This is a genomic window from Salinibaculum rarum (assembly GCF_030505615.1).
Lineage (GTDB): Archaea > Halobacteriota > Halobacteria > Halobacteriales > Haloarculaceae > Salinibaculum > Salinibaculum rarum.
On record NZ_CP129992.1, the window covers coordinates 83,021 to 105,850 of the forward strand.

The following is a 22,830-nucleotide window of genomic DNA, read 5'->3' on the forward strand; positions in this document are numbered from 1 at the left end:
TTCCCACCCTCAAATCCTCTCACGAGAACCTTCCAGGCCAGCTACTCGACGGTAAACATCATTACCGCTACGAAGGGGGTAGCCACGAGGGGGTCAAGTGTCGGGCCCAGGTTACCGAATATCGCTGCGAGTTTTCGAGTAGCAGATTGGCCTCGGCACTCATAGGGTTCGTCATCGCGAATGCGGGTTCACACCCCGCAGACTCGGAACACGAGTTTTCGTCATCGGCCACGCGGCGGTACGCACCACAGTACAAAAAGCCCGGCCAGTGTACACGACAGGTGTACTGTAAGTCACAAAAGGTTATGTGATAGAGTGTGCAATGCCAGGCAAGCAATGATAGACAGGCAGGCAACCGACCATCATCGTCAGGGGACAGCAGGCAGGTATCGACAGGGGAACACGGTGGCGCAGTGTCCATGAACGGACCGAAACTCGCCGGACTCGTCGTTATCGGGCTCTTGCTGTTCGGTGTCGTCGGCGCCGCAAACGCCGTGACCACGGCCGAACGGACGGTCATGGACGCGGAGTACGTCGACAGCCGAATCGAGGCAGAGGACGGCTACGAATCGATTCGGGACGCGACCGTCGATGCAGTCGTCGACCGCGTCGAGAGCGGCACCACCGGTGAGAGCCAACAACTCCTCCAGGCGGGGAACGGGACAGATAGCAGGGAACTCGTCTCCGATGCGGTGACCGAGGAGTACATCCAGGAGCAGGCAAGCGAGAACATCCGGGCGCTGTACGCGTACCTGCACGGCGAGGAGGACTCGCTGACACTGGAAATCGACGTGAAGCCGCTGAAAGACAATCTCGCGGACTCGTTTGCGGCACAGATCGAGCAGAAAGACACGAGTACGCTCATCGATGAGCTTGGCCCCGACAGTTCCGAAACGTCGGTCCCGATCGACGGCCAGCTCGTCGAGCAGATGCGGTCGGGTCCCACGGGCTACCAACAGGCCCGGCTCGACTTCCGGGTCGACCTGGGCTATCAGGTGACGACCACCGACCAGAAGTTGATACTCATCGGCGAGGACCCACGACTGTACTCCGAAAGCAGGAAAGAGGAGATCGTCCAAGAAAACGAACAGGACATCCGGGACGCAATCAGACAGGAGCTACAGGACGAGTCGAGTCGCCTCTCTTCGGAGGTCGATCAGGAACTCGACCAGCGGCGAGGCGACGCGAAAGACCGCATCTGTACGGCGACGGTCAGCGAACTCGAACCCGATGCCGGACAGGGTATCTGTTCGCCCGGCTACGAGGACGGCAGTGACACGACGCATCTGGACAACGTGAGCTACGCGGCAGTCCAGTTGCAGTACGTCGTCGTCGACGGACTGACCCGCGATGGGACCCAGTACGATTATGCCCAGTTCGACGAGGACCTCACCCAGGCAGAGAGCCACCTCTCGGAGGAGACGGCCGACCTGGCCAGGGACCGCATCGGACAGGAAGTGCCGGACACGGTGGACGTCTCCGAGGAGTTCGGTGCCGAGACGACGAGCCAACTCGAGGACGCACGGCGTACTGTCGGGCTCATCGATACGATGTACCTCGTGTTGCCCATCGTGGCGCTCGTTCTCGTGGCACTTGCCTTCCTCGTGACGCGCTCGCTGGAGACGACGGCGACCGTGACCGGCATCGCCCTCGCCGTTGCAGGCGGACTCCAGTTTGCACTCGCGACGATACTCAGCGGAATCGTGGTCTCGCAGGTCGAGTCGGCGCTCCAGAGCGGTAATACGGCCGAATTTGCCGATATCGTCGTGGGACTCGTCGAAGACGTCCTCGGCGTGCTCGCGACGCAGTCGGGTCTGTTGCTGATCGTCGGCATCGTGCTGTTCGTGCTGGCGCAACTGAGCAAGAGCGGACGGCTGGACCCACTGAAAGAGAAGGTCAGTGGCGGTCGGCAGGGCGAACAGCAGTAACCGCGGCGTGTTTTTTATTCGTGTTCGATTCGCTCGCGAGCGGCAGCGACGACCAGCGGGAGCGTAATCGTCGCATCGGCGTAGACGGAGGCGTTCCGGGCGGCCCGTTCGAGTTTCCCCCACGAGCGCGCCTCGTCGAGCGTCGCGCCGGAGAGGCCGCCGGTCTGTGGCGGGTCCATCGTCAACTGGACACCGTAGTCGTAGGCGTCGGGTGCGACCAGCATCGTCTGGAGGACGTAGTTTTTCGGGACGCCGCCACCGACGACCAGCGCACCAGCGTCCTCGGCCTCGAAGGCCTGGTCGGTTAACTCGTCCATATCTGCGAGCGCGTCAAGCGAGAAGTCACTCGTCTGGGAGTACATCCACGACTGCAATCCGAGTACCGAGTCCTGGACTGCCGGACAGTAGATGGGTACGTCCTCCTCGTATGCGGTCGCAGCGATGCCCGGCGACTCGTCGACGTTCTCCCGGTCGTTGACCGCGGCGTTTGCCCGGCCGAGTTCTTTGGTGAGTCGCTGAATACTGACGATGCCCTCGTCGGCGAGCGTCGGGAACACCTCGTCTCTGAGATGGGACTCGAAGGCGGCGAAGTGTTCCTGTGGGAGATAGACGTTGTAGATTCGGTCGACGCCCTCTTCGCGGAGCTGTTCGTCGTGGTCGCGTTCGGATTTCTCGGGGTCGTCGTGTGGCCCGGTCCGGCCGTGGTGGTGTTTCCCGCCGATTGCCTCGATGGTGTCGTGAGTGAGATTCGCGCCGGTCGTGACGAGCGCGTCGACGTAGCCGTCGCGAATCAGGTCGGCAACGATGGTACGCATCCCAGCCGGGACCATCGCGCCGGCAAGTCCCATGAAGACGGTCGTGTCGTCGTCGCCGAACATCTCGGCGGTGATGTCGACGGCCTCGTGGATAGTGCGGCCGCCGATACCGCTGTGTGCGTACCCGTCGGCGAGGTCGCCGACGCTCATGTCCGCGCGTGCCTCCGCGTGAGCGACGGGGTCGTGGTGGAACTCCTCTCGCTCTGGTTCGTCAGTCATTGTTCCTGTGTGGTCGGCCAGCGGGCTAAAACACGGCGGTCTCGGGGCAAGAAGTTTTGCCGGCCGGCCGCGACGATACTGGAATGACAGTCAGTCCTCCGCCCGGATACGACGGCCCCTCGCTTGCCGACCTGGCCGCCGACGTCTCGACCGACAGCGACGAGACGCTCTCCGTGTCAGCGCCGTTTACGGGCGAGACGGTCGGCAACGTCCCAGCGTGTACGCCCGCCGACGTGCGAGGGGCGGCCGAGCGCGCACGCGAGACACAGCAGTCGTGGTCGGACCGGCCAGTCGGCGAGCGGGCGGCCACAATCGAACGGTTCGCCTCGCTCGTCGAAGATTCTCGGGGCGACCTTCTGGACCTCATCCAAATAGAGAGCGGGAAGGCCCGTCTCGACGCCCACGAGGAAGTCCTCGACGTGGTCGCGACGACAAGCTACTACGCCGACCGTGCGGCCGAGTATCTTACCCCCGAGCGGAAAGCGGGCGTGGTGCCACTGTTGACCAGCGTGCACAAGCACCGCGACCCCTACGGCGTCGTGGGGTTCATCACGCCGTGGAACTACCCGCTGACCCTGGCCGTCTCGGATGCCCTGCCAGCACTGCTTGCGGGCAACGCCGTCCTCGTCAAACCGGCAGAGGAGACACCCCACACCGCACTCTTCGTCGCCCGACTCCTCCGGGAAGCCGGCGTCCCCGAGGACTGCTTTCGGGTCCTGCCCGGCGAGGGTAAGCGACTGGGTGAACCGCTCGTCGAGTCGGTCGACGCCGTCAGTTTCACCGGCAGCACCGCCGTCGGGCGGGAAGTCGCTGCTCAGGCCGGGCGCGAACTCGTCCCGGCGACGCTGGAACTCGGCGGCAACGGGCCGATAGTCGTCCGCGAGGACGCCCCACTCGGACGCACGGTCACTGGCGCGGTCCGTGGCGGATTCGCCAGTGCCGGCCAGCTCTGTATCGCCACCGAGCGCATCTACGTCCACGAATCGCGATACGACGTGTTCTGTGACCGACTGGTCGAGCGCGTGCGCAACCTCGACCTCGGAGCAAACTTCGAGTACAGCACCGACGTCGGCTCGCTCATCTCCGAGACACAGCTCTCGAAGGTACAGTCACACGTCGACGAGGCCGTCGAGGCGGGGGCGACACTGCTGACTGGCGGTCGCCACCGCCCCGACGTGGGACCGCTCGCCTACGAGCCGACGGTGCTGACGGACGTTCCGGACGACACCGCCGTCGCCTGCGAGGAGACGTTCGGCCCGGTCGTGACCGTCACGCCGGTCGAAGACGACGAGGACGCACTCGCCCGCGCGAACGACGACCCCTACGGACTGCACGGCTCTGTCTGGACGGGCGACCCTGCGACCGGCAAGAGCGTCGCCCGAGAACTCGACTGTGGCACGGTCTGTGTCAACGACGCGTACATCTCGATGTGGGCCTCGACGGGCGCGCCGATGGGCGGGCGCAACGACTCCGGTATCGGTCGCCGGCACGGTGACGAGGGCTTCCAGAAGTACACCGAAACCCAGAGCGTCGCCGTCCAGCGGGGCCACCCCATCGCACCACCGGCCGGCGTCCCGAACCGAGTCGTCGCCGCTACCCTCTCGGCGTACCTCCGGCTCACGCGAGCGGTGGGACTGCGATGACGGCCTTTCTCACCGGCTTTCCCGGCTTTCTCGGCGTCTCGCTGACCGAACGGCTGCTCGAACGCGGCGAGACTGTTACCTGTCTCGTCCAGCCGAAGTACCACGACACCGCCGGCGAGCGCGCAGAGGAGCTCCGACATTCGACCGGCGTTGCGAGCGAGCGCCTCACGCTTGTGACCGGTGACATCACCGACCCGAATCTCGGTCTGGACGACCCCGAAACCGTCCGAGAGCAGACGAGCGAACTCTACCACCTCGCGGCCATCTACGACCTCGGTGTCGACCGTGCGCCCGCCGAGGCGGTCAACGTCGGCGGCACAGAACGAGTCCTCGATTTCACAATGCAGGCCGGCGTCGAGCGCCTGCACTACGTCAGCACCTGCTACGTCAGCGGTCGCCACGACGGCGTGTTCGGTCCCGACGACCTCGATGTGGGCCAGTCGTTCAACAACCACTACGAGGCGACGAAATTCGAGGCCGAGGTCGCCGTCCAGGAACGGATGGACGACGGTCTCCCGGCGACAATCTACCGGCCGGCAATCGCCGTCGGCGACAGCCAGACTGGCGAGACGGCAAAGTACGACGGGCTCTACTATCTGCTGAGACTGTTCGACCGCCAGCCCAGGATTGCGGTGGGGCCGATCCACCCGCCCAGTCGGCGATACGAGTTCAACGTCGTCCCGCGGGATTTCGTCGTCGACGCTATCGCCGAGTTGAGCGGACGCGCGGAGACTGCGGGGTCGGTGTTCCAGCTCTGTAACCCGAACCCGCCGACGGTTCGGCAACTCCTGGCGCTGTGTGTCGAGGCGCTCGGTCGGCGTATCGTGCCTGTTCCGGTTCACGCCGGCGCGACTCGCCGTCTGTTAGAGCGGTTCGACTGGCTCGCGCGAGCGCTGGACGTAGAGCCGGCGACGATGGACTATCTCGCACACCCGACGCGGTACGTCTCCCCGAACACCCAGCGGGCGCTGGCAGAGACCGACATCTCCTGTCCGCCGCTGTCGGCGTATCTCGATACGCTGGTCGCGTACATGCGCGCCCACCCCGAGGTGTCGGCCGACGCGATGGTCTAGCAAATCGTAGCTACGCCTGCCGGTCGACCCACCGACAGAACGCGTCGAAATCGCGGGCGCCAGCCTGGTCAGCGATGCTCCGGAGTGTCCCAGTATCGAGACTCCCGTGCATCGGGACACTGACGACGCGAATATCGTCGTCGTTGGTCGGATGTTCGTATCTGAGTTTGACGTGGCTCCCTGTCCGGTCGACGATGTAGAATCGGTTTTTCGTGAGCGCCTTCACCACGTCTCGGCCAGAGAAGTCTCGACCGTCCATCGATTACTGCATGAACTCGGGGAGTGAGTCGGCATCTTCACGAGCGCGTTCGACCTCGTCGGGGTCGATACCCAATTCGTCCAGAATCGCACGCTCTTGCTCGGACGTCTCGACCGGGTCGTTTTCCGCTCCGCGCTGGAGTGAAACAGCCTCATCGAGGTTCGATAGCGCTTCCGAGCGCGTCTTGCCCTGACTGGCAATGCCAGTCTCGACGTCCGTCGCGACCCACCACGTTCCGGAATCGACGAGCCGAATCTCTTGTTCCGGGTCGTCGCCGTCGGCAGTCGAACTCGCCATAAACGGCTGTAGGCCGGAATCGAATAAAAGGATTCGGCCGTGAGTGGCGTCTACAATCCGGTCGGATGGTCGATGTACGTCGTGTCGACGCCCCACTCGCCGACGAGTTCTTGCAGCGCCTGTACGCCGAAAGTCTCGGTCGCGTAGTGGCCGGCCAGGAAAACGTGAATCCCCGCCTCGCGTGCCTCGTGGTAGGCTTTCCCCTTTCCCTCGCCGGTGACCAGCGCGTCGACGTCCTTCTCTACGGCCTCGTCCAGCCAGTCGACGCCGCTGCCGGTGACGATTGCCACGTCGCGAATCTGTGCCGGCCCGAAGTCGAGCACCTGAATGTCCTGCCCGCCGGTATCGAGGTTCGCCTCCAGTCGCTCGGCGAGAGCGTCGACGGTGTACGGGTCGGTCGCGTCACCGCGCTGGCCGATGTACTCGCCGCCGAGTTCGCCAAACGGCGACCGATTGCCCAGGTCGAGTACGTCGGCGACACCGGCGGCGTTGCCAAACTCCTGGTGGCCGTCCAGCGGGAGATGCGAGACGTACAGTGCAATATCGTCGTCGAGCAAGGCGGCGATGCGCCGGTACTGTTTGCCCGTCACCCGCTCGAAGCCGCCCCAGGAGATGCCGTGGTGGGTGACGAGCACGTCCGCACCGGCGTCGCTGGCCCGGTCGATGGTCTCGACGGCGGCGTCGACGGCGAAAGCGACGTGGTCGACCTGCTGTGTCTCGGGACCGACCTGCAGACCGTTGGCACTCGCATCGAGGTCGGCGTACGCGGCGGTCGCGAGTTCGTCGTCCAGTCTGGCAGAGAGTTCGGAACAGTTCATACTGGATAGTTGACTGGGCCACGCCGTATGCGTTGTGCCGTCCTGCGTCCGGCCGTCACTCCGAGCGGACCAGCTGATCGCCGTCCTCGTCGATGAGTCCACGGTCGACCGCGAGGTCGATAACCTCCGCACACTGTGTCTGGGAGAGGTCGTAGGCGTTGGCGGCGACCGTCTCGATTTCGTCGCGGGCGACCGGAAACTCCCGATTCTGGAGGAGCCGCATCACCTTGTTGTACTCCAGTGCGGAGATGTTCGTCCGCGCTGGCTGTTCGTCCGTCGTTGTTTCGGACTCCGAAGCCTCAGAATCTGCCGCCTCCTCGGATGCTGTCGGTTCGGAATCGACCGCCTCCTCGGATTCTGCCGTCTCGGACTCCGCCACGTCGTCGGCGACGTCGGCGGTGTCACTCTCTGCTGGCTCTGCATCTGGGTCGGGTTCCGTGGCCCCGGCGTCGTCGCTCCCGGATTCAGTGGAAGAACCCTGGAACTCCGCGGGCATCTCCGCTGTCATCGCAGACCGAAGTCTCTCGTCTTCGTCGTCCTGACTTTCGTCTTCGTCGTCCTCGAGGATGCTGGAGTCAATATCACCGGCCAGCGCCTCGACGTCTTCGGCAGTTACGTCGTCGGTCTCCGATTCCGGTTCGGTGTCCTCAGCAGCGACGTCGTCGGTCTCCGACGCTGATTCGGTGTCGTCTGTAGTGTCGAACGCATCGGGGACGTCTGCCTCCATCGCCGACTGTAGCTCGTCGTCTTCGTCGTCGGTGTCGTCGTCATCGTCTTCGAGGATACTGGGGTCTATGTCGCCGGCGAGTGCAGCCACGTCGTCGGCAGTGACCGGTTCGTCGTCTGCGTCGTCGTCACCTTCGCTCCCTCCGTCGTCTTCGCTTCCGAGTTCTTCCCACTCGTCTTCCTCGTCTGTGGCTTCGGCCGCGGCGCTCTCTGCGGTCTCGTCCGCGTCTACGTCCTCGGCTGCCGAATCCCACATCTCGTCCCCCGACACCAGTTCAGGTTCCTCGGCTGTTTCGCTCTCGTCGGCCGACGCAGTCTCCTCGGTCGGCTGTGAGCCCGCAGCGGCTCCGGCAGACGCTGTCTCGTCTAACCCACTGCCGGTCGAATCGACGTCGTCGGCGGCAGAAACAGCGCCACTCGGGCGGTCGTCGGCTGTACTCAACGAGATGTCGTCGCCGTCGAGAACGGCGTCGAGAACCGTTTCGAGTTTCTGGCGACAGGCCGGGCATAGTGTCGCCGTGGTCGCGTCCCCGTCGTCCTGGCGTGGCTCGGGGACGACAGCGTACTCCTGGAGTCGCGTGTCCAGTGAGCCCCCACAGAAGTAACACGAAGAGAGATGGTCCATGCCTGAACGGAGCGGTGCGGGTGGCAAAAACCCAACGCCCGTCAGGCGTCGGCGCAAGCGTAGACGAACGCCCGAAGGAGTTTCGCTGCCAGTGTCGCCGCCTGTCCGTCGTCGCGGTCGTTGACTTCCACCACGTCGAAGCCGACGCTGTGGGGTGCGACCGACCGGACTACGTCGTGCATGGTCGACGGCTCCAGTCCGAACGGTTCTTTCGTTCCCGTCCCCGGCGCGAAGCCGGGGTCTGCGGCGTCGATATCAACACTCAGGTACGCGTCACCTACAAAGTCGGGGTCCCAGGATGGGACGTCTGCCGGCGGGACGACAGTCACGTCCGCCCCCTCGGCCCGGGCCCACTCGGCTTCACAGCCAGCGCGGGCGCCCAGGATGATGGCCCGGTCTGCGACGTCGAGTGCGTGGCGAGTGACAGTCGCGTGGCTCAGTTCGTTCCCGGCGTAGGACTCCCGGAGGTCCAGGTGGGCATCGAGACAGACGAACACGTCCGGGTCCAGCGCACGGACCCCGGCGACGGTGACGGTGTGTTCGCCGCCCACGAGCAGCGGCACAGCGCCCCCGGCCGTGAAATCAGAGAGGGCACCGCCGAGAAAGTCGAGATACTCGGCAGTGTCGTCCGTGGGCGCGATGTTACCGTGGTCGTAGACTGCGAGGTCAGTAAAGTGAGAGCCTGTGTGCTGGTCGTAATCTTCGAACGAGTTGGCAAGGTGGCGCACGCGGCGCGGGCCAAAGCGGGTGCCGGGCTGGAACGTCGTCGAGACGTCCAGTGGCGCACCGACGACGGCGTAGTCGGCTTCGCTCCGGTTGGCCACGGCGCCGGGAAACATTAGACGATTTTGCGCTGTTCCTCGTACTGGAGGAACTCGATTTCGTCGTCGGCCGAGAGGTCTTCCTCGCCGGCGCGCATGACGAAGTTGTCGTAGGTTTCGAGGTCCATGACCTGTACCTCGTCGTCACGGACGTCGAGCACCTGGCCCTGTTTCCGGTTGATAATCGGGACCCAGACCTTCGCGTCGACAGGCTGAGAGAGCGAGCGCTTCTTGCCGTCGAAGACGCCCTTCGCGTCGATACGCGCCTTCGCACTGCCGTGTTTGCCGGGCTTGGCCGTGCTGTAGGAGGTAATCTTACAGGGAGTGTCGTCAATCATCACGTAGCTTCCTTCGTCAAGGTCGCGAACTTCCGTCTGCTGTCGTGGCATGCTCCGGGATAATCTACCGGCGAGTATAAACGGTTTGGAATGGCTCAGCGGCCGTCGTCGCCGTCGTCGGACTGCTGGACCGCCGCGTCACTGAATCCGAGCGCGCCGTTTGCCGCCTCTTCGTCCTCACGCTGGCGGAGGTTCTGCCGGGTGAACTGCGGTTTCGCACGGATGCCTCGCTGTTTCCGGAACGACCGATAGAGCAAGAACCCGACCCCGAGCGTGAGCGCGCCTGCCGTCGCGATGGCGGCGGTCGAGTCCGGCTGGAACGAGTACAGCATCGACGTGGAGATACCCCCGGCAGCGAGTGCCAGTCCCAGCACCAGCCGCTTACCGAGGCGTTCGAGCACTCGCTCGGAGTCTTCGACGTCCGCGCGGATGTGGAAGTCCTCGCGTTCGACCCGGTCGAGTGCGTCCTCGATTTTCGGCGGAATCCGTACGGTCGATTCGACGGCATCCCGACCCTCCTGGACGCGGTCATCGACGAAATCACGGACCCCCGCCTCGATGTACCCCTCCTCGTTGAGATACTCCGTCGCAACGGAGATGAAATCGAAGTCCGGGTCGAGCGTCACGCAGACGCCCTCGACAACGGTTGCCACCCGGAGAACGAGTGCGAGATTCGACGGGAGCCGAAGCGGGAACTCGTAGATGGTGTCCTCGACTTGCTGGACGATTTGCTGGACGCGGTACTGCTCGACGTCCTCACCGCGAGCGTCGGCGATGGCCAGTTCCATCACGTCGCTCATCACCTGTCGGTCGGCCTCGGGACTGAGCGTCCCCATCTCGATGAGCGTATCGAGGATGGCATCGATGTCCTGGGCGGCGACAGCGGTGTAGAAGTCGACGATTTTGTTCTGGATGAACGGGTCGACGTAGCCACTCATGCCGAAGTCGTAGAACACGAGCGTCCCGTCGTCTTGCACGGCGAGATTGCCGGGGTGGGGGTCGGCGTGGAAGACGCCGTCCTCGATAATCATATCCAGGTAGGCCCGCTGGAGTGTCTCCGCCAGGCGGGTCCGGTCGAGATGCTGCGTGTCCAGTTCCTCGACGTCGGAGATTTTCGTCCCGGGGACGTACTCCATAGTCAGGACGCGACCCGTCGAGTGGGTGCCGATGACCTCCGGGATGCGGATGTCGTCGTTGTCCTGGAAGTTGGCCTTGATTTCGGTAAGCATCCGGGCCTCGCGGTTGTAGTCCATCTCCTGGCGGATGGTCCGGTCGAACTCGTCGGCCAGCGTCTCCAGGGAAAACGCCTGTGCGTCGCCGACGAAACGGATGAGCAGCGGAATCGACCAGCGGACGACCTTCAGGTCGGACTCGACGAGGTCCTTGACACCAGGGCGTCGAATCTTCACGGCGACCGGTTTTCCGTCGATTTCGGCGTAGTAGACCTGCCCGAGGCTGGCACCGCTGATGGCGTCGGTATCGAACTCGGCAAAGCGCTCCTCGACGGGACCGAGTTCCTCCTCGAGGACAGCCTTGGCATCGGGCCACTCGGCCGGCGGGACGCTGTCCTGGAGTTTCGTGAACTCGTCGATGTACTCCGGCGGGAGAATGTCCGGCCGGGTCGAGAGCAGTTGGCCCAGTTTGATGAAGGTCGGGCCGAGCGTGAGCAGGGAGTTCAAAAGCGACGCCGCACGGTTGCGCCGCTGCTCGTTTGACACATCCCGGGAGCCGCCAAACAGCAGGAATCGCCGGCGGTCACGGGCGTACGCAAGCATCAGCGGCAGGAACTGGTAGGCGACGACGACGAACCGCCAGTACGCACGCAGGTTCACCGTCGCTCACCCATCGATGGGAATCGTCGTCTCCGGCACGGCCGACTGCTTGGGGATGTGAAGCTCTAACACCCCACGCTCGATGGTCCCTTCGGCACCGGATCCGGTCGCGTCCGGCGGGAGCGGGAGTTCGGCGTCCAGGAACAGCGAGCGCTCCTCGCTGACGTACCGGAATTCCGGCGGGACATCCTTCTCGCGGCGTGCCTCGATGGCGAGTTTGCCGCTCTCGACGCGCGCGTCGACGGTTTCCGGGGTCGTTCCGGGCAAATCGATGACGAGCACGTACGCGTCCTCACCTTCCAGCAGGTCGGCATACACTGCGTCGGGCAGGTCACGCAACGCCTCTCGGAGCGCGGACATACCACGTCGTATGGGCGGACCAGCGTTAAAGGCCCCGGTACGACCCGGACACTCACTCCGTTGCCCTCACTCGGCGAGGTCGGTCAGCGCGGCCACGCGGTCGGCATTGAGCATCCGCTCGCCCGCCCAGTTCCGGTCGGGCCGGGAGACGTGAATCCCGTCGATACCCGCGTTGTGAGCGGCCTCGACGTCTGTCGGGTCGTCACCGACCATCGCGCCGACGTGGCCGTTGTGTGCGACACCCAACTCCGACATCGCCATCTCGACCGGCGTCGGGTCGGGTTTCCAGCCCGTCTCGTCGGAGCAACAGACGACGGTGTCGAACCAGTCGGCGATGTCGAGCCGGTCCAGCACCGGCCCGGTCAGGTACTCCTGGCAGTGTGTGACGACGCCGACCGGCATCTCCAGGTTCGGAACGAACGCCGCCGCGTCGTCGTAGACGTACGTCGATTCGGCCCGCGTCCTCGGGTCCTCGACCTCGTGGAACACGTCCCAGAAGCGGTCGGGGTCGATGTCACCCGCGGTGAGCAACTGCTCGCGTGCGTTGCCGATGCCGTACCACAGCAACTCGGCCTCGCGGTCGGAGAACTCGTGACCCAGCCGGTCGCCAATCTCGCCGACCACGTCGTGGATGTACGGCTGTTCGATGTCCACGACGGTCCCGTCGAGGTCTAACAGCCAGAAGTCGTAGTCGTCACCGGCCATCGGATTCAGCTTCTAGGTCGGTTGGAGATAAGTACGTTCCGGTGAATATGACCGGTGGTTGCGTCTCACAGCCCGCCACTGTGGGAGAGTCCGACGGCACCGACAGACGCCGGTTCCTGGCGGGGAGATTATTCGTAGAGTTCGTCGAACCGCCCGGCGAGTTCGATGTCTTTCTCGGTAATCCCGCCGGCGTCGTGGGTGGTCAGCCTGACTTCGACTTCCCCCCAGGTAATCGTCATCTCGGGGTGGTGCCAGGCGTCCTCTGCGACGCCGCCCGCTCCCGACGCGAAGCCGATTCCGTCGAGATAGGAGTCGAAGTCGTATCTGCGGACGATTTCGTCGCCCTCCTGGGACCACTCTTCGGGGAGCTGTGCTTCGATTTCCGCGGCCGTGAGTACGTCTGCCATGCACGGACGAACGGCTGCCACGCCGAAGATAGTTTGGGTGGAAAATCAGTCGTCGAGCTGTTCGAGGACGGCGGTCGGCATCTCCTCGCGCATCTCCGGTGGAATCTCGTCGGGACTCATCCCTGCGACGAAGGAGGGTGGAACGTCGTCTTCCGGTCCGAAGTTGGGGTCGAACAGCCGGAGTGCCGTCTGGATTGTCGACCAGTCGTCCTCGGCGGCGGCGTCCCGGAGACTGCTCGTCGGTGCCGCAAGGAGCTGTGAGACGATTGCGTCGGCCATCGACTCGACGATGGCCTCTTCGTCCTCGTCGAGGTCGAGTTTGCCCAGTGCCGTCTGCAGTTCACTCGCCTTGACCCGCTCTGCGCTCTCGTACATCGCGGAGATGACCTGGTCGGCGCGCTTTCGCTTGTACTGGTCGAGCAGGTTCTCGAACTCCGCGTCGACGATGTCCTCGACTTCGTTTGCGGCCCGCTCGCGCTGGCGGCGGGTCTTGGCGGTCACCGACTCGAGTGCGTCGAGGTCGTAGACGGTGACGTTCTCCAGGTCGTCGGCTGCGGGCGCGACGTCACGCGGCTGGGCGATGTCGACGACGAACGTCTCGCCGGCGTCGGCGAGTGCGTCCCGGTCGATGACGGGCCCCGACGAACCGGTCGCCGAGACGACCACGTCCGCCTCGGCGACGGCGACTGCCAGCGCGTCGAGTGCGATGGCGCTTGCCTCCGTGTCTGCCTGCTCAGCGAGGTGGGACGCGTGTGGAACTGTGCGGTTGGCGACGAGCAGTCGCTCGACGTGCTCGCCCAGCGACTTGACGGCAAGTGCCCCCATCTCGCCGGCGCCGACGACCAGCCCGGTCCCCGATTCGAGGGCGCGCTGTTCGCTCGCCAACTGGACGGCCGCACTCGCAAGCGAGACAACGCCCTCGTTGATACCCGTCTCCGTGCGTGCGCGCTCGCCGACGTGAATCGCCTTCGTCACGCCGTCTTCCAGTAACGGCCCGATACCACCGACGCCCCGAGCATCCTCGTAGGCACTGCTGACCTGGCCGAGAATCTGGTCTTCCCCGAGAACGAGCGATTCCAGACCCGCTGCCACCCGCAGCAAGTGCCGGAGACTCTCCTCGTGGTCCATCTCGACGACACAGTCGCTGTGGACCCCGTCAGTGATGACACCGAGTGCCGCCTGTCCCGTCTCGTAGTCACTCGTGACGACGTATCCCTCTACCCGGTTGCACGTCTGCAGGACGAACGCCTCCTCGACGCCCTGCTGGTCGAGCAGTGTCGCCACCGTGCCGCGCTGGCCCGTTTCGGCGGCAGACTCCAGTTGCTCGACTGACGCGTCCGCGTGGGAAATGCTGACACCTGTGATGACGCCGGACCCGACTGTCACGGGCAATCACCTGTCACGTCCGAAATCACGTCAGTCACTCTCTGGTCGATGTTTGAACTGCCACTATCTAAACCCTTCCAAACCGCGTCGTCTCTGACAACCTCCCGGAGGACGGCACGTCGCTCGCCGGCCGGCAGTCGCTCTTTCAGGTCCGAGCGCAAGTCGGCTGTCAGGTCGGCCATCGCGCCGGCGTTCTCGACGAGCGGTTCGATGCGCTCGCGAAGCGCCCGACTCAGGGCCGGACTCCGGCCGCCGGTGGCGACGCTGACGACCACGGGCCCGTCCCGGACCGTCGCGGGCACGACGACGCTCCCAGGGTCTCGCGGGCCGGATTGGTCGGCGCGATTACAGAGGATGTTCTGGTCGCTGGCGGCCGTCTCGACGGCGTCGTTGACCGTCTCGTCGTCGGTCGCCGCCACTACCAGCGCCGGGTCAGTGCGTGCCACCCACGCCGCGACAGCATCGGCGTCGGGGTCGGCCCGAATCAGTTCGGCACCGCCGAAATCGGCCGCCGAGAACGACGGGCTGACGACGATGACCGCGGCCTCGCGGGCGAAATGTCTCGCTTTCCGGGCACCGACGCTCCCGCCGCCGAAGACAAGTACCGTCTCCCCCTCGAAATCGTGCAACAGTGGAATCATCGCAATCGTTAGCGGTGTTGGACCGTCTGCGAACTTAAACAACTCGCCCGTTCTCAGCGCGCAGGACTCACTCGACGACTGCCGAGGCCGGACTCTCGGCGTCGCCCCGGACGGCCGTCGCATCGTAGCCGTCTGCGACGACGGCGTCCAGAATTCCCTCGGTGTCGGCGCTCGCCTCGAAGTAAAACACCACGTCGAAGCTTCCGTCCCGAAGGAGTTGCTGGCACTCCCAGACGAACTCCTCGCCGTCGAGTGTCAGTCCCTGGTGCTGGTTCGACGCAAACTCCGCGTCGTCGGTCCCCGAGTAGACGAACGTGTCCGTCGGGTCCAGACCGGCGTGTTCGGCGATGATGTCGCCGACGTCGACGGTCAGCTGGTGCATCCGCGTCTCGTCGCTGCCGTCGTAGTCGGTGTGGACGACCAGCCCGTCGAGTTCGATGTCGCCGGGCTGGAGCAGTTCCCAGGTCCGCCGCCGCAGGTCCGCGTCGATGGCGTCACTCATACCGGACAGTCCGCAGGCGCGCCTAAACGCCTCACGGTTCGTCGCTCCGCGTGGCGACGGGCTGACCGAGACGTCCCCGCCGTCTGCTGGCGGTCAGGCCCCGCCGAGTCTCCCAAGCACAAGATTCTTATCGGCAGGCTGATGTTCTTTCAGTAATGTTGCGCCGGTTGCGTCGTCTTGCCGATAGCGCCTACGAGCGGCTCTTAGAGCGCGAACTCGGCCAGACGCCGTCCCACGTCGCAATCATCCAGGACGGCAACCGCCGCTACGCGAGCAAGCAGGGACAGGACAAGACCGAAGGCCACCGCGAGGGTGCACAGACGACCGAGCAGATTCTCCACTGGTGTGACGAACTCGACATCGACGAGGTGACTCTCTATGCGCTCTCGACGGAGAACTTCGAGCGCCCCGAGGAGGAACTGGAGGCGCTGTACGACCTCATCACCGAGAAGCTCTACGACTTCGCCGACGCCGACCGGGTCCACGAGGCCGGCGTCCGCATCCGCGCCATCGGCGACATCGACCGGTTGCCCGACCGCGTCCAGGACGCTATCGCCTACGCCGACCGACGCACCGGCGACTACGAACAACTCCACCTCAACATCGCGCTGGCCTACGGCGGCCGCGCGGAACTGCTCGATGCGACCCGCGACGTGGCCCGACGAGTCCTCGAGGACGACCTGGCACCGGACGATATCGACGACGAGACCGTCTCGGAAGCGCTGTACGACGGTCCGACCCGCGACGTGGACCTCATCATCCGCACCGGGGGTGACGAGCGGACCTCGAATTTCCTCCCGTGGCAGGCCAACGGCAACGAGGCGGCGGTGTACTTCTGTGCGCCGTACTGGCCGGAGTTCCGGAAGATAGACTTCCTGCGCTCGATTCGGACCTACGAGAACCGCGAGCGGTCGTGGCGGCGGACCCGCGCTCGCCGCGCGCTGACGCTCGTCCGTGCCCTCGGCGAGACGGAGTGTGCCGAGGCCACACGCATTCTCCAGCGGTTTCGAGAGGCACTCCCCAGTAGCGAGCGGGAGACGATAGACGCCGACCCCGTCGATGAACACGACCCCGCCGCCGACTAGTCGTATTTCGGGGATTGAAGCGCCGTCTGTGCTGCTGGCGATTCTTCGACGAGTTCCTGCATCCGCGGCGAGAAATCCCAGGTGTGGAGCCGCGACGGGTCGATGGTGATGGTGACTTCCTCGCGCTCGTCGCTGAGGAGCCACTGTGCCATCTCCGCCTCCCGGGTCCCGAGATAGCGGTCGACGAGCGCCCGGAGCACGTCCTTGGCGCCGTCTTCTTCGAGCGTCGCCGTCCCAGCGCCGCGCACGCCCATGTACGGCGGCCGGTTTGTCGACACCTCGAAGCAGACGTCGTCGTCCTCCCGGAGAAATCGCACGACATCCGCGCCCATCGAGGTGGCACACTCGAAGACGCCGTCGCGGTAGCGAAACCACAGCGACAGCATCCAGAGACCACCACTCGGGTTGTGACAGCCGAGCCGAATCGGAACGATGGCCTCGTCGAGAAAGGTCGCTGCCTCTTCCTGTGACCAGACGCCGTCGACAGTCGTCATTGTCACGACATTCGTGGGCATTCGCCATACGCCTTCGGGAGGAGATGCCGTGGATGGGCGGTCGACGTAGCTTGGTTTGGCCTACCGGCCAAATCTCCGCTGACGGTCCTGATAATCCCGGAGCGCGCGCAGGTAATCGCGCTTGCGAAAGTTCTGCCAGTTCACGTCGGTGAAGTACAGCTCCGAATAGACGGACTGCCAGATCATGAAATCGGAGAGGCGTTCGGCCCCCGTCTTGACCACCAGGTCCGGCGCGGTCGGGAAGATGAGTCGCTCTTCGATGTCCGCCTCGGAGATGTTCTCGGGCGAGAGCTCCCCGGCGTCGACGGCTTCCGCGATACTCTGGACGGCGGCGGCGAACTCGTGTTTCCCACCGAGACCGATACCCACCTGGATGGGTGCGTCGGCACGCTCGTGGTCCTCCGGCCCGCGGACGGCGATGTCTCGGGGCGCGTCGATGGTTTCGAGCGGTTCACGCAGCGTCGACACCGCCTCCCTGTCGAGGACGCTCACGTAGACGACGACCTGTTGGGCGCCGTACTCGAAGACCCAGTCCAGAAGCGCCGCCAGGGTGTCGTACCCGCCCGCCGTCAGCAGGTCGTGCTCGGTGACGATGACAGCGACAGTATCGGGGAGGGCGGCGTCGCTGAGACGGATGCGAGCGGCGAGATAGGTGTCGTACAGGCCCACACCGACGTTTTTCGGGGCAGGCGCCTAAAGCCAACGGCTCCGTGGCCGCTTCGGAAAGAGTAAGTGCATCTCGGAAATAGCCGGCGGTAGTGACCTCTACTGTCCGGCGGGCCGCCGCGTTCGCGCTCGTCGGGAGTCTCGCGTTCGCAGTGCCCGTCTTCGCGAGGATAGACGAACCGGCGTTTGCCACCGTCGCGACTGCCGGTCCCTTCCTCGTCGTCGCCGCCTTCGCGCTCGCAATCGAACAGGGAACGACGGCCTTTGAACTGTTCGCGCGACCCGGGGACCGCCGCGACGGAAAGCTCTACGGACTGGCCGGATTCACGCTCGCTGCGGCCGGCCTCGCTATCTTCACCGTCGGCTTCGGGATGCCACACCACGTCTTCGTCGGGACGGTCCTGCTGGTCTCGTTTGGCAACCTCGGCTCGCAAATCGTCCGCCTCTGGACGAGCGACCGCGCGCTCGCGACCGCCGGGTTCGTCACGGTCGGCACCGTCGCCGCCGCCGTCGGACAGTTCAGCTCGGCGTGGCTCGTCGACGTCCCGGCACAGGTGCCCCGACTCGCCTTCCTCGCGACCAGTGGCGCCCTGCTCGCGGCGCTGCTCCGGGCCGTGCTCTTCCAGCGTGACGACCCACTCGTGATGGCCGTCGTCGCCATGTTTCTGTGGCTGTTTACGACGCTGACCGGCGACATCTCGACGACACGCATCGCCGTCGCACTCGCTGTCACCGTCGTCCTCGGGTACGCGTCCTACGCGCTTGAGACCGCCTCGCTGCCCGGCATGCTCACCGGCGTCTTGCTCGGTCTGTGGACTATCGTGCTGGGCGATTACGGCTGGTTCGCGATGCTCATCGCCTTTTTCGGCATCGGCGGCCTGGCCGCGAAGTACCGCTACGAAGAGAAGAAACGCCGGGGCATCGCCGAAGAAAACGAGGGCGCTCGCGGCTCCAGAAACGTCCTCGCGAACTCGCTTGTCGCGCTCGTCGCGGTGCTCGCGTCCGCGGCCAGCCCCGACTTCGGCGTGCCGTCGCGGCTCTTTCTCTTTGCCTTTGCCGGCTCTGTCGCCGCCGCGATGTCCGATACCCTCTCCAGTGAACTCGGCGGCCTCTTCGACAGACCGCGACTCATCACGACCCTGCAGGTAGTCGAACCGGGCACCGACGGCGCGGTGACCTGGCAGGGTGAACTGGCGGGGCTGGCCGGTGCCGCCATCGTGGCCGCAATCGCACTGCTGACCTTCGGGACGATTCAGCCGATTGGTGCCGGTGTCATCGTCGCGGCGGGCGTCGCCGGGATGACCGTCGACAGTATCCTCGGGGCGACCATCGAGGGGTGGCTGGTCGGCAACCAGGGTGTGAACTTCCTCGCGACGCTTTCGGCGGCGCTCGTCGGCGGAGCACTGGCAGTCGTCGTCGGACTCACCACACTATGACGGAGATTCGAGAGGGACGACCGGACGACCTGCCTCGCCTTCGTGCTATTCAGTCGGCGCTCGCGGAGCCGTGGCCGGAACTCCTCGCGACGGCGACGGAGGGGCCACCCCCGCTGTACGTGCTCGTCGACGGGCAACCGGTCGGCTACGCGCTCGTCGTCGGCGAACAGGAAGCCGTCGCCTACGTCCCCGAGTTCGCCGTCCACCCCGACCAGCAGGGACAGGGCTACGGCTCGCAGTTGATGGCGTGGCTCTGTGAGCGCCTGACCGGGGAGTACGACGAGATACGTCTGACCGTCCAGGAGAGCGACGAGCGGGCCCAGGAGTTCTACCGCGCCCACGAATTCGAGCAACTCGAGCGCCTCGCCGACCACTTCGAAAGCGGCGACGGCCTGTTGCTCGCCCGCCCGCTGTCCGACTAGAAATCCGACCCAGCGCGGACGCGGACGCTCGTTGGCTGTTTGACGAACTCGTCGGTGTCGGCAGCGACGACCTGGTCGACGCCGCGCTGGGCCGCCACGTCGAGGATTCGCTGGCTGAGTTTGCCATCGAGGACCACCGTCGCAGGCACCGTCTCGGCGTCCTCTATCCGTTCGAACGCTTCGTCGACAGCCGACTCCTCGAGAACCGCAAGCGACTCGTCGAGCAGTCGTACCCGACCGCTGGCCTCGCCGATGACGGCATCGACGTGGCCCGCCAGCGTCTCCGGTTTCCCAGCCCTCGCCTCGTCGGTCTGGGACGGCTCCGCCGTCGCGGCGTCCTCACGCTGTGACGGCTCCGCTGTCGCCGAGTCCGCACGTTCGGCGTCTGACTGTGTCGACGCCTCGTCCTCACTCTGCTGCTCGGTTTCGACAGCCCCCGCATCTGAGGCTGGTTGTTCGACCACGGCCGAAGACTGACCCGAACCTGTCGCCTCCGCACTGGCAGCGTCGTCGGTGCCTGACGCAGCCGACCCGTCGGGTGAAGCGACAGCCTCGGTAGTGGTCTTGTCGTCTGTCGAACCGTCCTCGCGCGCTGTTTCTGTCTCGGCATGGTCCGCTTCCGACTCGTCGGCGCTGTCTGTCCCGTCGTCGCCGTCGGCCTCGTCGTCCGAGGCGTCGGATTCGACAGCAGCGCCGGCGGTCAGATACTCGTGTGGCGAGGGGTGGTCCTCGACCTCGTCGTAGAGGGCCTTCTTCCGGAGTGCGGAGAGAATCTCCGACCGGGAGAGGTCCTCGACCGAGCGGCCGTGTGGCGCGAAGGTCACGTAGTCGACGGCTCCGACCTGTGCGAGTTCCTTCAAGATGAGGTCGCCACCGCGGTCGCCGTCGAGAAACGCGGTCACCGTCCTGCTGTGGGTCAACTCCGCGATGGTGTCGGGGACGTCGGTCCCTTCGACGGCGACGGCGTTTTTGATGCCGTACTGGAGGAGCGTCAACACGTCCGCACGACCCTCGACGAGGATGATGGCGTCGCTGTTTGCCACCCGCGGCCCCGCCGGCAGTCCTTTGTACTCCGTGATGTGTTCGACGCGAACGTTCTGGCGGACCTCCTCGACGAGTTCGGTACTCGAGAGTGTCGACTCCTCGAACTCCGCGAGCAGGTCCGTCGCGCGTTCGACGATCGTGCGGCGCTTGGCCGCGCGTGCGTCCTCGAGTTCGGTCACCTCGAACTCCGCGCGGCAGGGACCGACCCGGTCTATCGTCTCTAGTCCGGCCGCGAGCACGGCCGTCTCGACTTTGTCGAGTCCGCTCGCGATGGTAACGGTCCCGAACGAGCGGCCGCCCTCGGACTCTATCTGTACGTCGATGCGGCCGACCTTGGAGGACTCCTGGAGGTCACGGAGGTCGAGGTCGTCACCGAGCAAGCCTTCGGTCTGACCGAAGATGGCGCCGACGACGTCACTCCGTTCGACCACCCCGCTCGCGCGGATGTCTGCGTGAATGAGATATTTGGCTGAATCCTGCATGATGTATCGCCCCCTGTGCGGGGAATGCGCGTGTGAATCGTGAGAGTGCCATGAGTTGGCTCATGGACGCATTTAAATAGGGGAGGAATGGGGAAATAGCTGGCGGGATATCAGTCCAGACAGAGCTAACCGTGTCGAGATAGTAGTGTGACACATGGTAGCAACAGCCGCGGCAGTTGTGGGGGTGATATTCGCACTCGCGTTCGTGCTGGCACCACTGGTCCGGAGTGAAGCAGACCTGAAGCCGCTTCGACGGCGGCGGCCGGGGACGAGACACCGCCGCGGGCTCGACGGCGCCGACGTCGACGTGCTGGACCCCGACCAGCGAACCTGTCCACACTGTGGCGCGACTGTCAGAGCCGGGTTCGACTTCTGTGGGGAGTGTGCCTCGCCGCTGCCGTGACCACTCCCAGAGTGTGAACCATCGCGTAGCGGACGCGTTCGAGAGTTGTACTACGTATCGTGCCAATAGACAGGGTTAAATCCCACAGAGTGGGAACTCCGAATATGGAGGGCACTGTGTCGCTCATCCCTGCGCTGGTACTGGCCCTTGCATACATCCTGCAGCCACTGGTCTCGACCAACCTCGACACACCGTGGAGAAAGTTCTGGACGTTCTCTAGGGAGCCATCGGGCGAGACCTCCCCTCCGAACGGTTCGTCGTCACCGGACCGGCGGCCGATGACAGACGGCGGTCGCGTCTGTCACAACTGCGGGTCTCACGTCGAAGGCGACTACCTCTACTGTGCCGAGTGTCTGATGCCACGCGTGTGAGCCGCCCCAGCCTGGCCCGCGGTAGGCCAGTCTGAAACCTTTTGACTCCCACCCCAGTAGAGGCGGACATGCAGACACACATCGTCCCGGTCGGGTTCGACTACGACCGGCTCATCGCGCCGCTCGTACGCGAGCAGATGGACGTCGACCGCGTCATCCTGCTGGAGGGCGCCGTGGGCAGCGAGGCCAACGTCGAGTATTCCCGCCGTCTCGCCGAGAAACTCGAACAGGACTACCGGAACCTGCTGGGGGCCGAAACCGAACGGGTCGTCATCGAGGACGTCTACGACTACGACACCGCCTTCGAGCAGGCGTTCGAACTCATCAACGCCGAACTCGACCGGAAAGGCGAAGGCGAGAGCAGCGCCTCCGGGGAAGTCTGGGTCAACATCTCCGCGATGCCCCGCACCGTCTCCTTTGCCTTCGCGACGGCCGCCCACTCGATTATGGTCGAACGAGAGGACGACCGGCGGCGCATCCACACCTACTACACCGTCCCCGAGAAGTATCTCGAAACGGAACTCGCCGAGGAACTCCGGCGACAGATCGACTTACTCGAGGACGTCCGCGACGACACTGGCGACGACGAGGACGAACGCGTCGCCGAGCGCCTCGACAGCGCCCGGACGCTGCTCTCGGAGTTCGACGAGCGTGGCACCACCATCGGCGCGAAGGAAATCGACGGCAGCCACATCGTCGAACTGCCCGTCGCCTCCTTCTCGAACGTCAAACCCTTCGAGGAAGTCATCCTCTTTACGCTCGGCGAACACGGCGTCTTCGAATCGGTCTCGGAACTCGCCCAGCAACTCGCCCGCGAACTCGGCGAGGAGTACACCGACAGTTTCCGCTCGAAGGTCATCTACAATGTCGACCGACTCGGCCCCGGCGGTAAGGGCTACATCGAACAGGAAGAACACGGCAAGTCCTACCGGACACGCCTCTCCCGTATCGGCGAGCTGTGGGTCCGTGCCCACGGCGACAGCGAACCCGACGCGCTGGCCTGAGAGTCGC

Annotated in this window: 26 protein-coding genes; 9 read left to right on the forward strand and 17 right to left on the reverse strand. The window is 65.0% G+C overall.

Annotated elements, in window-relative coordinates:
* Nucleotides 1-419 precede the first annotated feature (419 nt).
* Nucleotides 420-1,928 (forward strand): YoaK family protein, encoded by a 1,509-nt coding sequence (locus QYL91_RS00455; protein ID WP_302081421.1) that lies wholly within the window; start codon nt 420-422, stop codon nt 1,926-1,928.
* A gap of 14 nt (nt 1,929-1,942) precedes the next feature.
* Here QYL91_RS00455 and QYL91_RS00460 read toward each other — a convergent pair whose 3' ends face one another.
* Nucleotides 1,943-2,962: a deoxyhypusine synthase gene (locus tag QYL91_RS00460; protein ID WP_302081422.1), complete on the reverse strand. Its 1,020-nt coding sequence runs from the start codon at nt 2,960-2,962 to the stop codon at nt 1,943-1,945.
* A gap of 83 nt (nt 2,963-3,045) precedes the next feature.
* On the opposite strand from QYL91_RS00460, the gene QYL91_RS00465 reads away from it, so the two are divergent.
* Together QYL91_RS00465 and QYL91_RS00470 are read left to right on the forward strand one after the other, a co-directional pair.
* Nucleotides 3,046-4,605: a succinic semialdehyde dehydrogenase gene (locus tag QYL91_RS00465; protein ID WP_302081423.1), complete on the forward strand. Its 1,560-nt coding sequence runs from the start codon at nt 3,046-3,048 to the stop codon at nt 4,603-4,605.
* The gene (locus QYL91_RS00470; RefSeq protein ID WP_302081424.1) at nt 4,602-5,678 is read left to right on the forward strand and encodes an SDR family oxidoreductase; all 1,077 of its coding nucleotides are present in this window, start codon (nt 4,602-4,604) and stop codon (nt 5,676-5,678) included. Before QYL91_RS00465 ends, QYL91_RS00470 begins: the two co-directional genes overlap by 4 nt.
* Before the next feature lie 10 nt (nt 5,679-5,688).
* Here the strand turns inward: QYL91_RS00470 and QYL91_RS00475 are convergent, their stop codons facing one another.
* From QYL91_RS00475 to QYL91_RS00535, 13 genes are all read right to left on the reverse strand, one after another.
* A complete protein-coding gene (locus tag QYL91_RS00475) occupies nt 5,689-5,937 on the reverse strand; it encodes a type II toxin-antitoxin system HicA family toxin (protein WP_302081425.1) in 249 nt (82 codons plus the stop codon).
* A gap of 3 nt (nt 5,938-5,940) precedes the next feature.
* Entirely contained in the window at nt 5,941-6,234 is a 294-nt protein-coding gene (locus tag QYL91_RS00480; RefSeq protein ID WP_302081426.1) for a type II toxin-antitoxin system HicB family antitoxin, read from the reverse strand.
* Nucleotides 6,235-6,284: 50 nt separating this feature from the next.
* Nucleotides 6,285-7,052: a Nif3-like dinuclear metal center hexameric protein gene (locus QYL91_RS00485; RefSeq protein ID WP_302081427.1), complete on the reverse strand. Its 768-nt coding sequence runs from the start codon at nt 7,050-7,052 to the stop codon at nt 6,285-6,287.
* Nucleotides 7,053-7,107: 55 nt separating this feature from the next.
* Nucleotides 7,108-8,403 (reverse strand): hypothetical protein, encoded by a 1,296-nt coding sequence (locus QYL91_RS00490; protein WP_302081428.1) that lies wholly within the window; start codon nt 8,401-8,403, stop codon nt 7,108-7,110.
* A 41-nt stretch (nt 8,404-8,444) separates the two neighbouring features.
* The gene (locus tag QYL91_RS00495) at nt 8,445-9,242 is read right to left on the reverse strand and encodes an arginase family protein (RefSeq protein WP_302081429.1); all 798 of its coding nucleotides are present in this window, start codon (nt 9,240-9,242) and stop codon (nt 8,445-8,447) included.
* On the reverse strand, nt 9,242-9,613 hold the full coding sequence (locus QYL91_RS00500) for a translation initiation factor IF-5A (RefSeq protein ID WP_302081430.1): 372 nt from the start codon (nt 9,611-9,613) through the stop codon (nt 9,242-9,244). The genes QYL91_RS00495 and QYL91_RS00500 overlap by 1 nt, the downstream gene beginning before the upstream one ends.
* Nucleotides 9,614-9,657: 44 nt before the next feature.
* A complete protein-coding gene (locus tag QYL91_RS00505) occupies nt 9,658-11,394 on the reverse strand; it encodes an ABC1 kinase family protein (protein WP_302081431.1) in 1,737 nt (578 codons plus the stop codon).
* 6 nt (nt 11,395-11,400) lie between these two features.
* Nucleotides 11,401-11,754 carry an Hsp20/alpha crystallin family protein gene (locus tag QYL91_RS00510; protein WP_302081432.1) on the reverse strand — a complete coding sequence of 118 codons (354 nt, stop codon included), beginning with the start codon at nt 11,752-11,754 and terminating at the stop codon, nt 11,401-11,403.
* Nucleotides 11,755-11,820: 66 nt separating this feature from the next.
* A complete protein-coding gene (locus QYL91_RS00515; RefSeq protein ID WP_302081433.1) occupies nt 11,821-12,459 on the reverse strand; it encodes an HAD family hydrolase in 639 nt (212 codons plus the stop codon).
* Nucleotides 12,460-12,587: 128 nt separating this feature from the next.
* Nucleotides 12,588-12,866 (reverse strand): 4a-hydroxytetrahydrobiopterin dehydratase, encoded by a 279-nt coding sequence (locus QYL91_RS00520; RefSeq protein WP_302081434.1) that lies wholly within the window; start codon nt 12,864-12,866, stop codon nt 12,588-12,590.
* A gap of 45 nt (nt 12,867-12,911) precedes the next feature.
* Entirely contained in the window at nt 12,912-14,252 is a 1,341-nt protein-coding gene (gene hemA, locus QYL91_RS00525) for a glutamyl-tRNA reductase (RefSeq protein ID WP_302081435.1), read from the reverse strand.
* Nucleotides 14,249-14,893, reverse strand: a complete 645-nt coding sequence (locus QYL91_RS00530; protein WP_302081436.1) for a precorrin-2 dehydrogenase/sirohydrochlorin ferrochelatase family protein — start codon at nt 14,891-14,893, stop codon at nt 14,249-14,251. Before QYL91_RS00530 ends, hemA begins: the two co-directional genes overlap by 4 nt.
* A gap of 67 nt (nt 14,894-14,960) precedes the next feature.
* A complete protein-coding gene (locus tag QYL91_RS00535; RefSeq protein ID WP_302081437.1) occupies nt 14,961-15,395 on the reverse strand; it encodes a DUF5778 family protein in 435 nt (144 codons plus the stop codon).
* A gap of 155 nt (nt 15,396-15,550) precedes the next feature.
* Here QYL91_RS00535 and uppS point away from each other — a divergent pair, with 155 nt between their 5' ends.
* Nucleotides 15,551-16,480 (forward strand): polyprenyl diphosphate synthase, encoded by a 930-nt coding sequence (uppS, locus tag QYL91_RS00540; protein ID WP_302081438.1) that lies wholly within the window; start codon nt 15,551-15,553, stop codon nt 16,478-16,480.
* Here the strand turns inward: uppS and QYL91_RS00545 are convergent.
* Both QYL91_RS00545 and QYL91_RS00550 read right to left on the reverse strand, forming a co-directional pair.
* Complete coding sequence (locus QYL91_RS00545; RefSeq protein WP_302081439.1) at nt 16,477-16,974, reverse strand: pyridoxamine 5'-phosphate oxidase family protein; 498 nt, start codon at nt 16,972-16,974, stop codon at nt 16,477-16,479. The genes uppS and QYL91_RS00545 overlap by 4 nt on opposite strands.
* An 81-nt stretch (nt 16,975-17,055) precedes the next feature.
* Nucleotides 17,056-17,664 carry an undecaprenyl diphosphate synthase family protein gene (locus tag QYL91_RS00550; protein ID WP_302081440.1) on the reverse strand — a complete coding sequence of 203 codons (609 nt, stop codon included), beginning with the start codon at nt 17,662-17,664 and terminating at the stop codon, nt 17,056-17,058.
* Nucleotides 17,665-17,753: 89 nt separating this feature from the next.
* Here QYL91_RS00550 and QYL91_RS00555 point away from each other — a divergent pair, with 89 nt between their 5' ends.
* Both QYL91_RS00555 and QYL91_RS00560 read left to right on the forward strand, forming a co-directional pair.
* On the forward strand, nt 17,754-19,097 hold the full coding sequence (locus tag QYL91_RS00555) for a DUF92 domain-containing protein (RefSeq protein ID WP_302081441.1): 1,344 nt from the start codon (nt 17,754-17,756) through the stop codon (nt 19,095-19,097).
* Complete coding sequence (locus QYL91_RS00560) at nt 19,094-19,519, forward strand: GNAT family N-acetyltransferase (RefSeq protein ID WP_302081442.1); 426 nt, start codon at nt 19,094-19,096, stop codon at nt 19,517-19,519. Before QYL91_RS00555 ends, QYL91_RS00560 begins: the two co-directional genes overlap by 4 nt.
* Here the strand turns inward: QYL91_RS00560 and dnaG are convergent.
* Complete coding sequence (dnaG, locus tag QYL91_RS00565; RefSeq protein WP_302081443.1) at nt 19,516-21,045, reverse strand: DNA primase DnaG; 1,530 nt, start codon at nt 21,043-21,045, stop codon at nt 19,516-19,518. The two genes, QYL91_RS00560 and dnaG, sit on opposite strands and share 4 nt — an antisense overlap.
* 154 nt (nt 21,046-21,199) lie before the next feature.
* Between dnaG and QYL91_RS00570 the strand changes: the two genes are divergently transcribed.
* From QYL91_RS00570 to QYL91_RS00580, 3 genes are all read left to right on the forward strand, one after another.
* Complete coding sequence (locus tag QYL91_RS00570; RefSeq protein WP_302081444.1) at nt 21,200-21,448, forward strand: zinc ribbon domain-containing protein; 249 nt, start codon at nt 21,200-21,202, stop codon at nt 21,446-21,448.
* Nucleotides 21,449-21,552: 104 nt separating this feature from the next.
* Entirely contained in the window at nt 21,553-21,819 is a 267-nt protein-coding gene (locus QYL91_RS00575; protein ID WP_302081445.1) for a zinc ribbon domain-containing protein, read from the forward strand.
* A gap of 68 nt (nt 21,820-21,887) precedes the next feature.
* Nucleotides 21,888-22,823 (forward strand): HFX_2341 family transcriptional regulator, encoded by a 936-nt coding sequence (locus QYL91_RS00580; protein ID WP_302081446.1) that lies wholly within the window; start codon nt 21,888-21,890, stop codon nt 22,821-22,823.
* Nucleotides 22,824-22,830 lie beyond the last annotated feature (7 nt).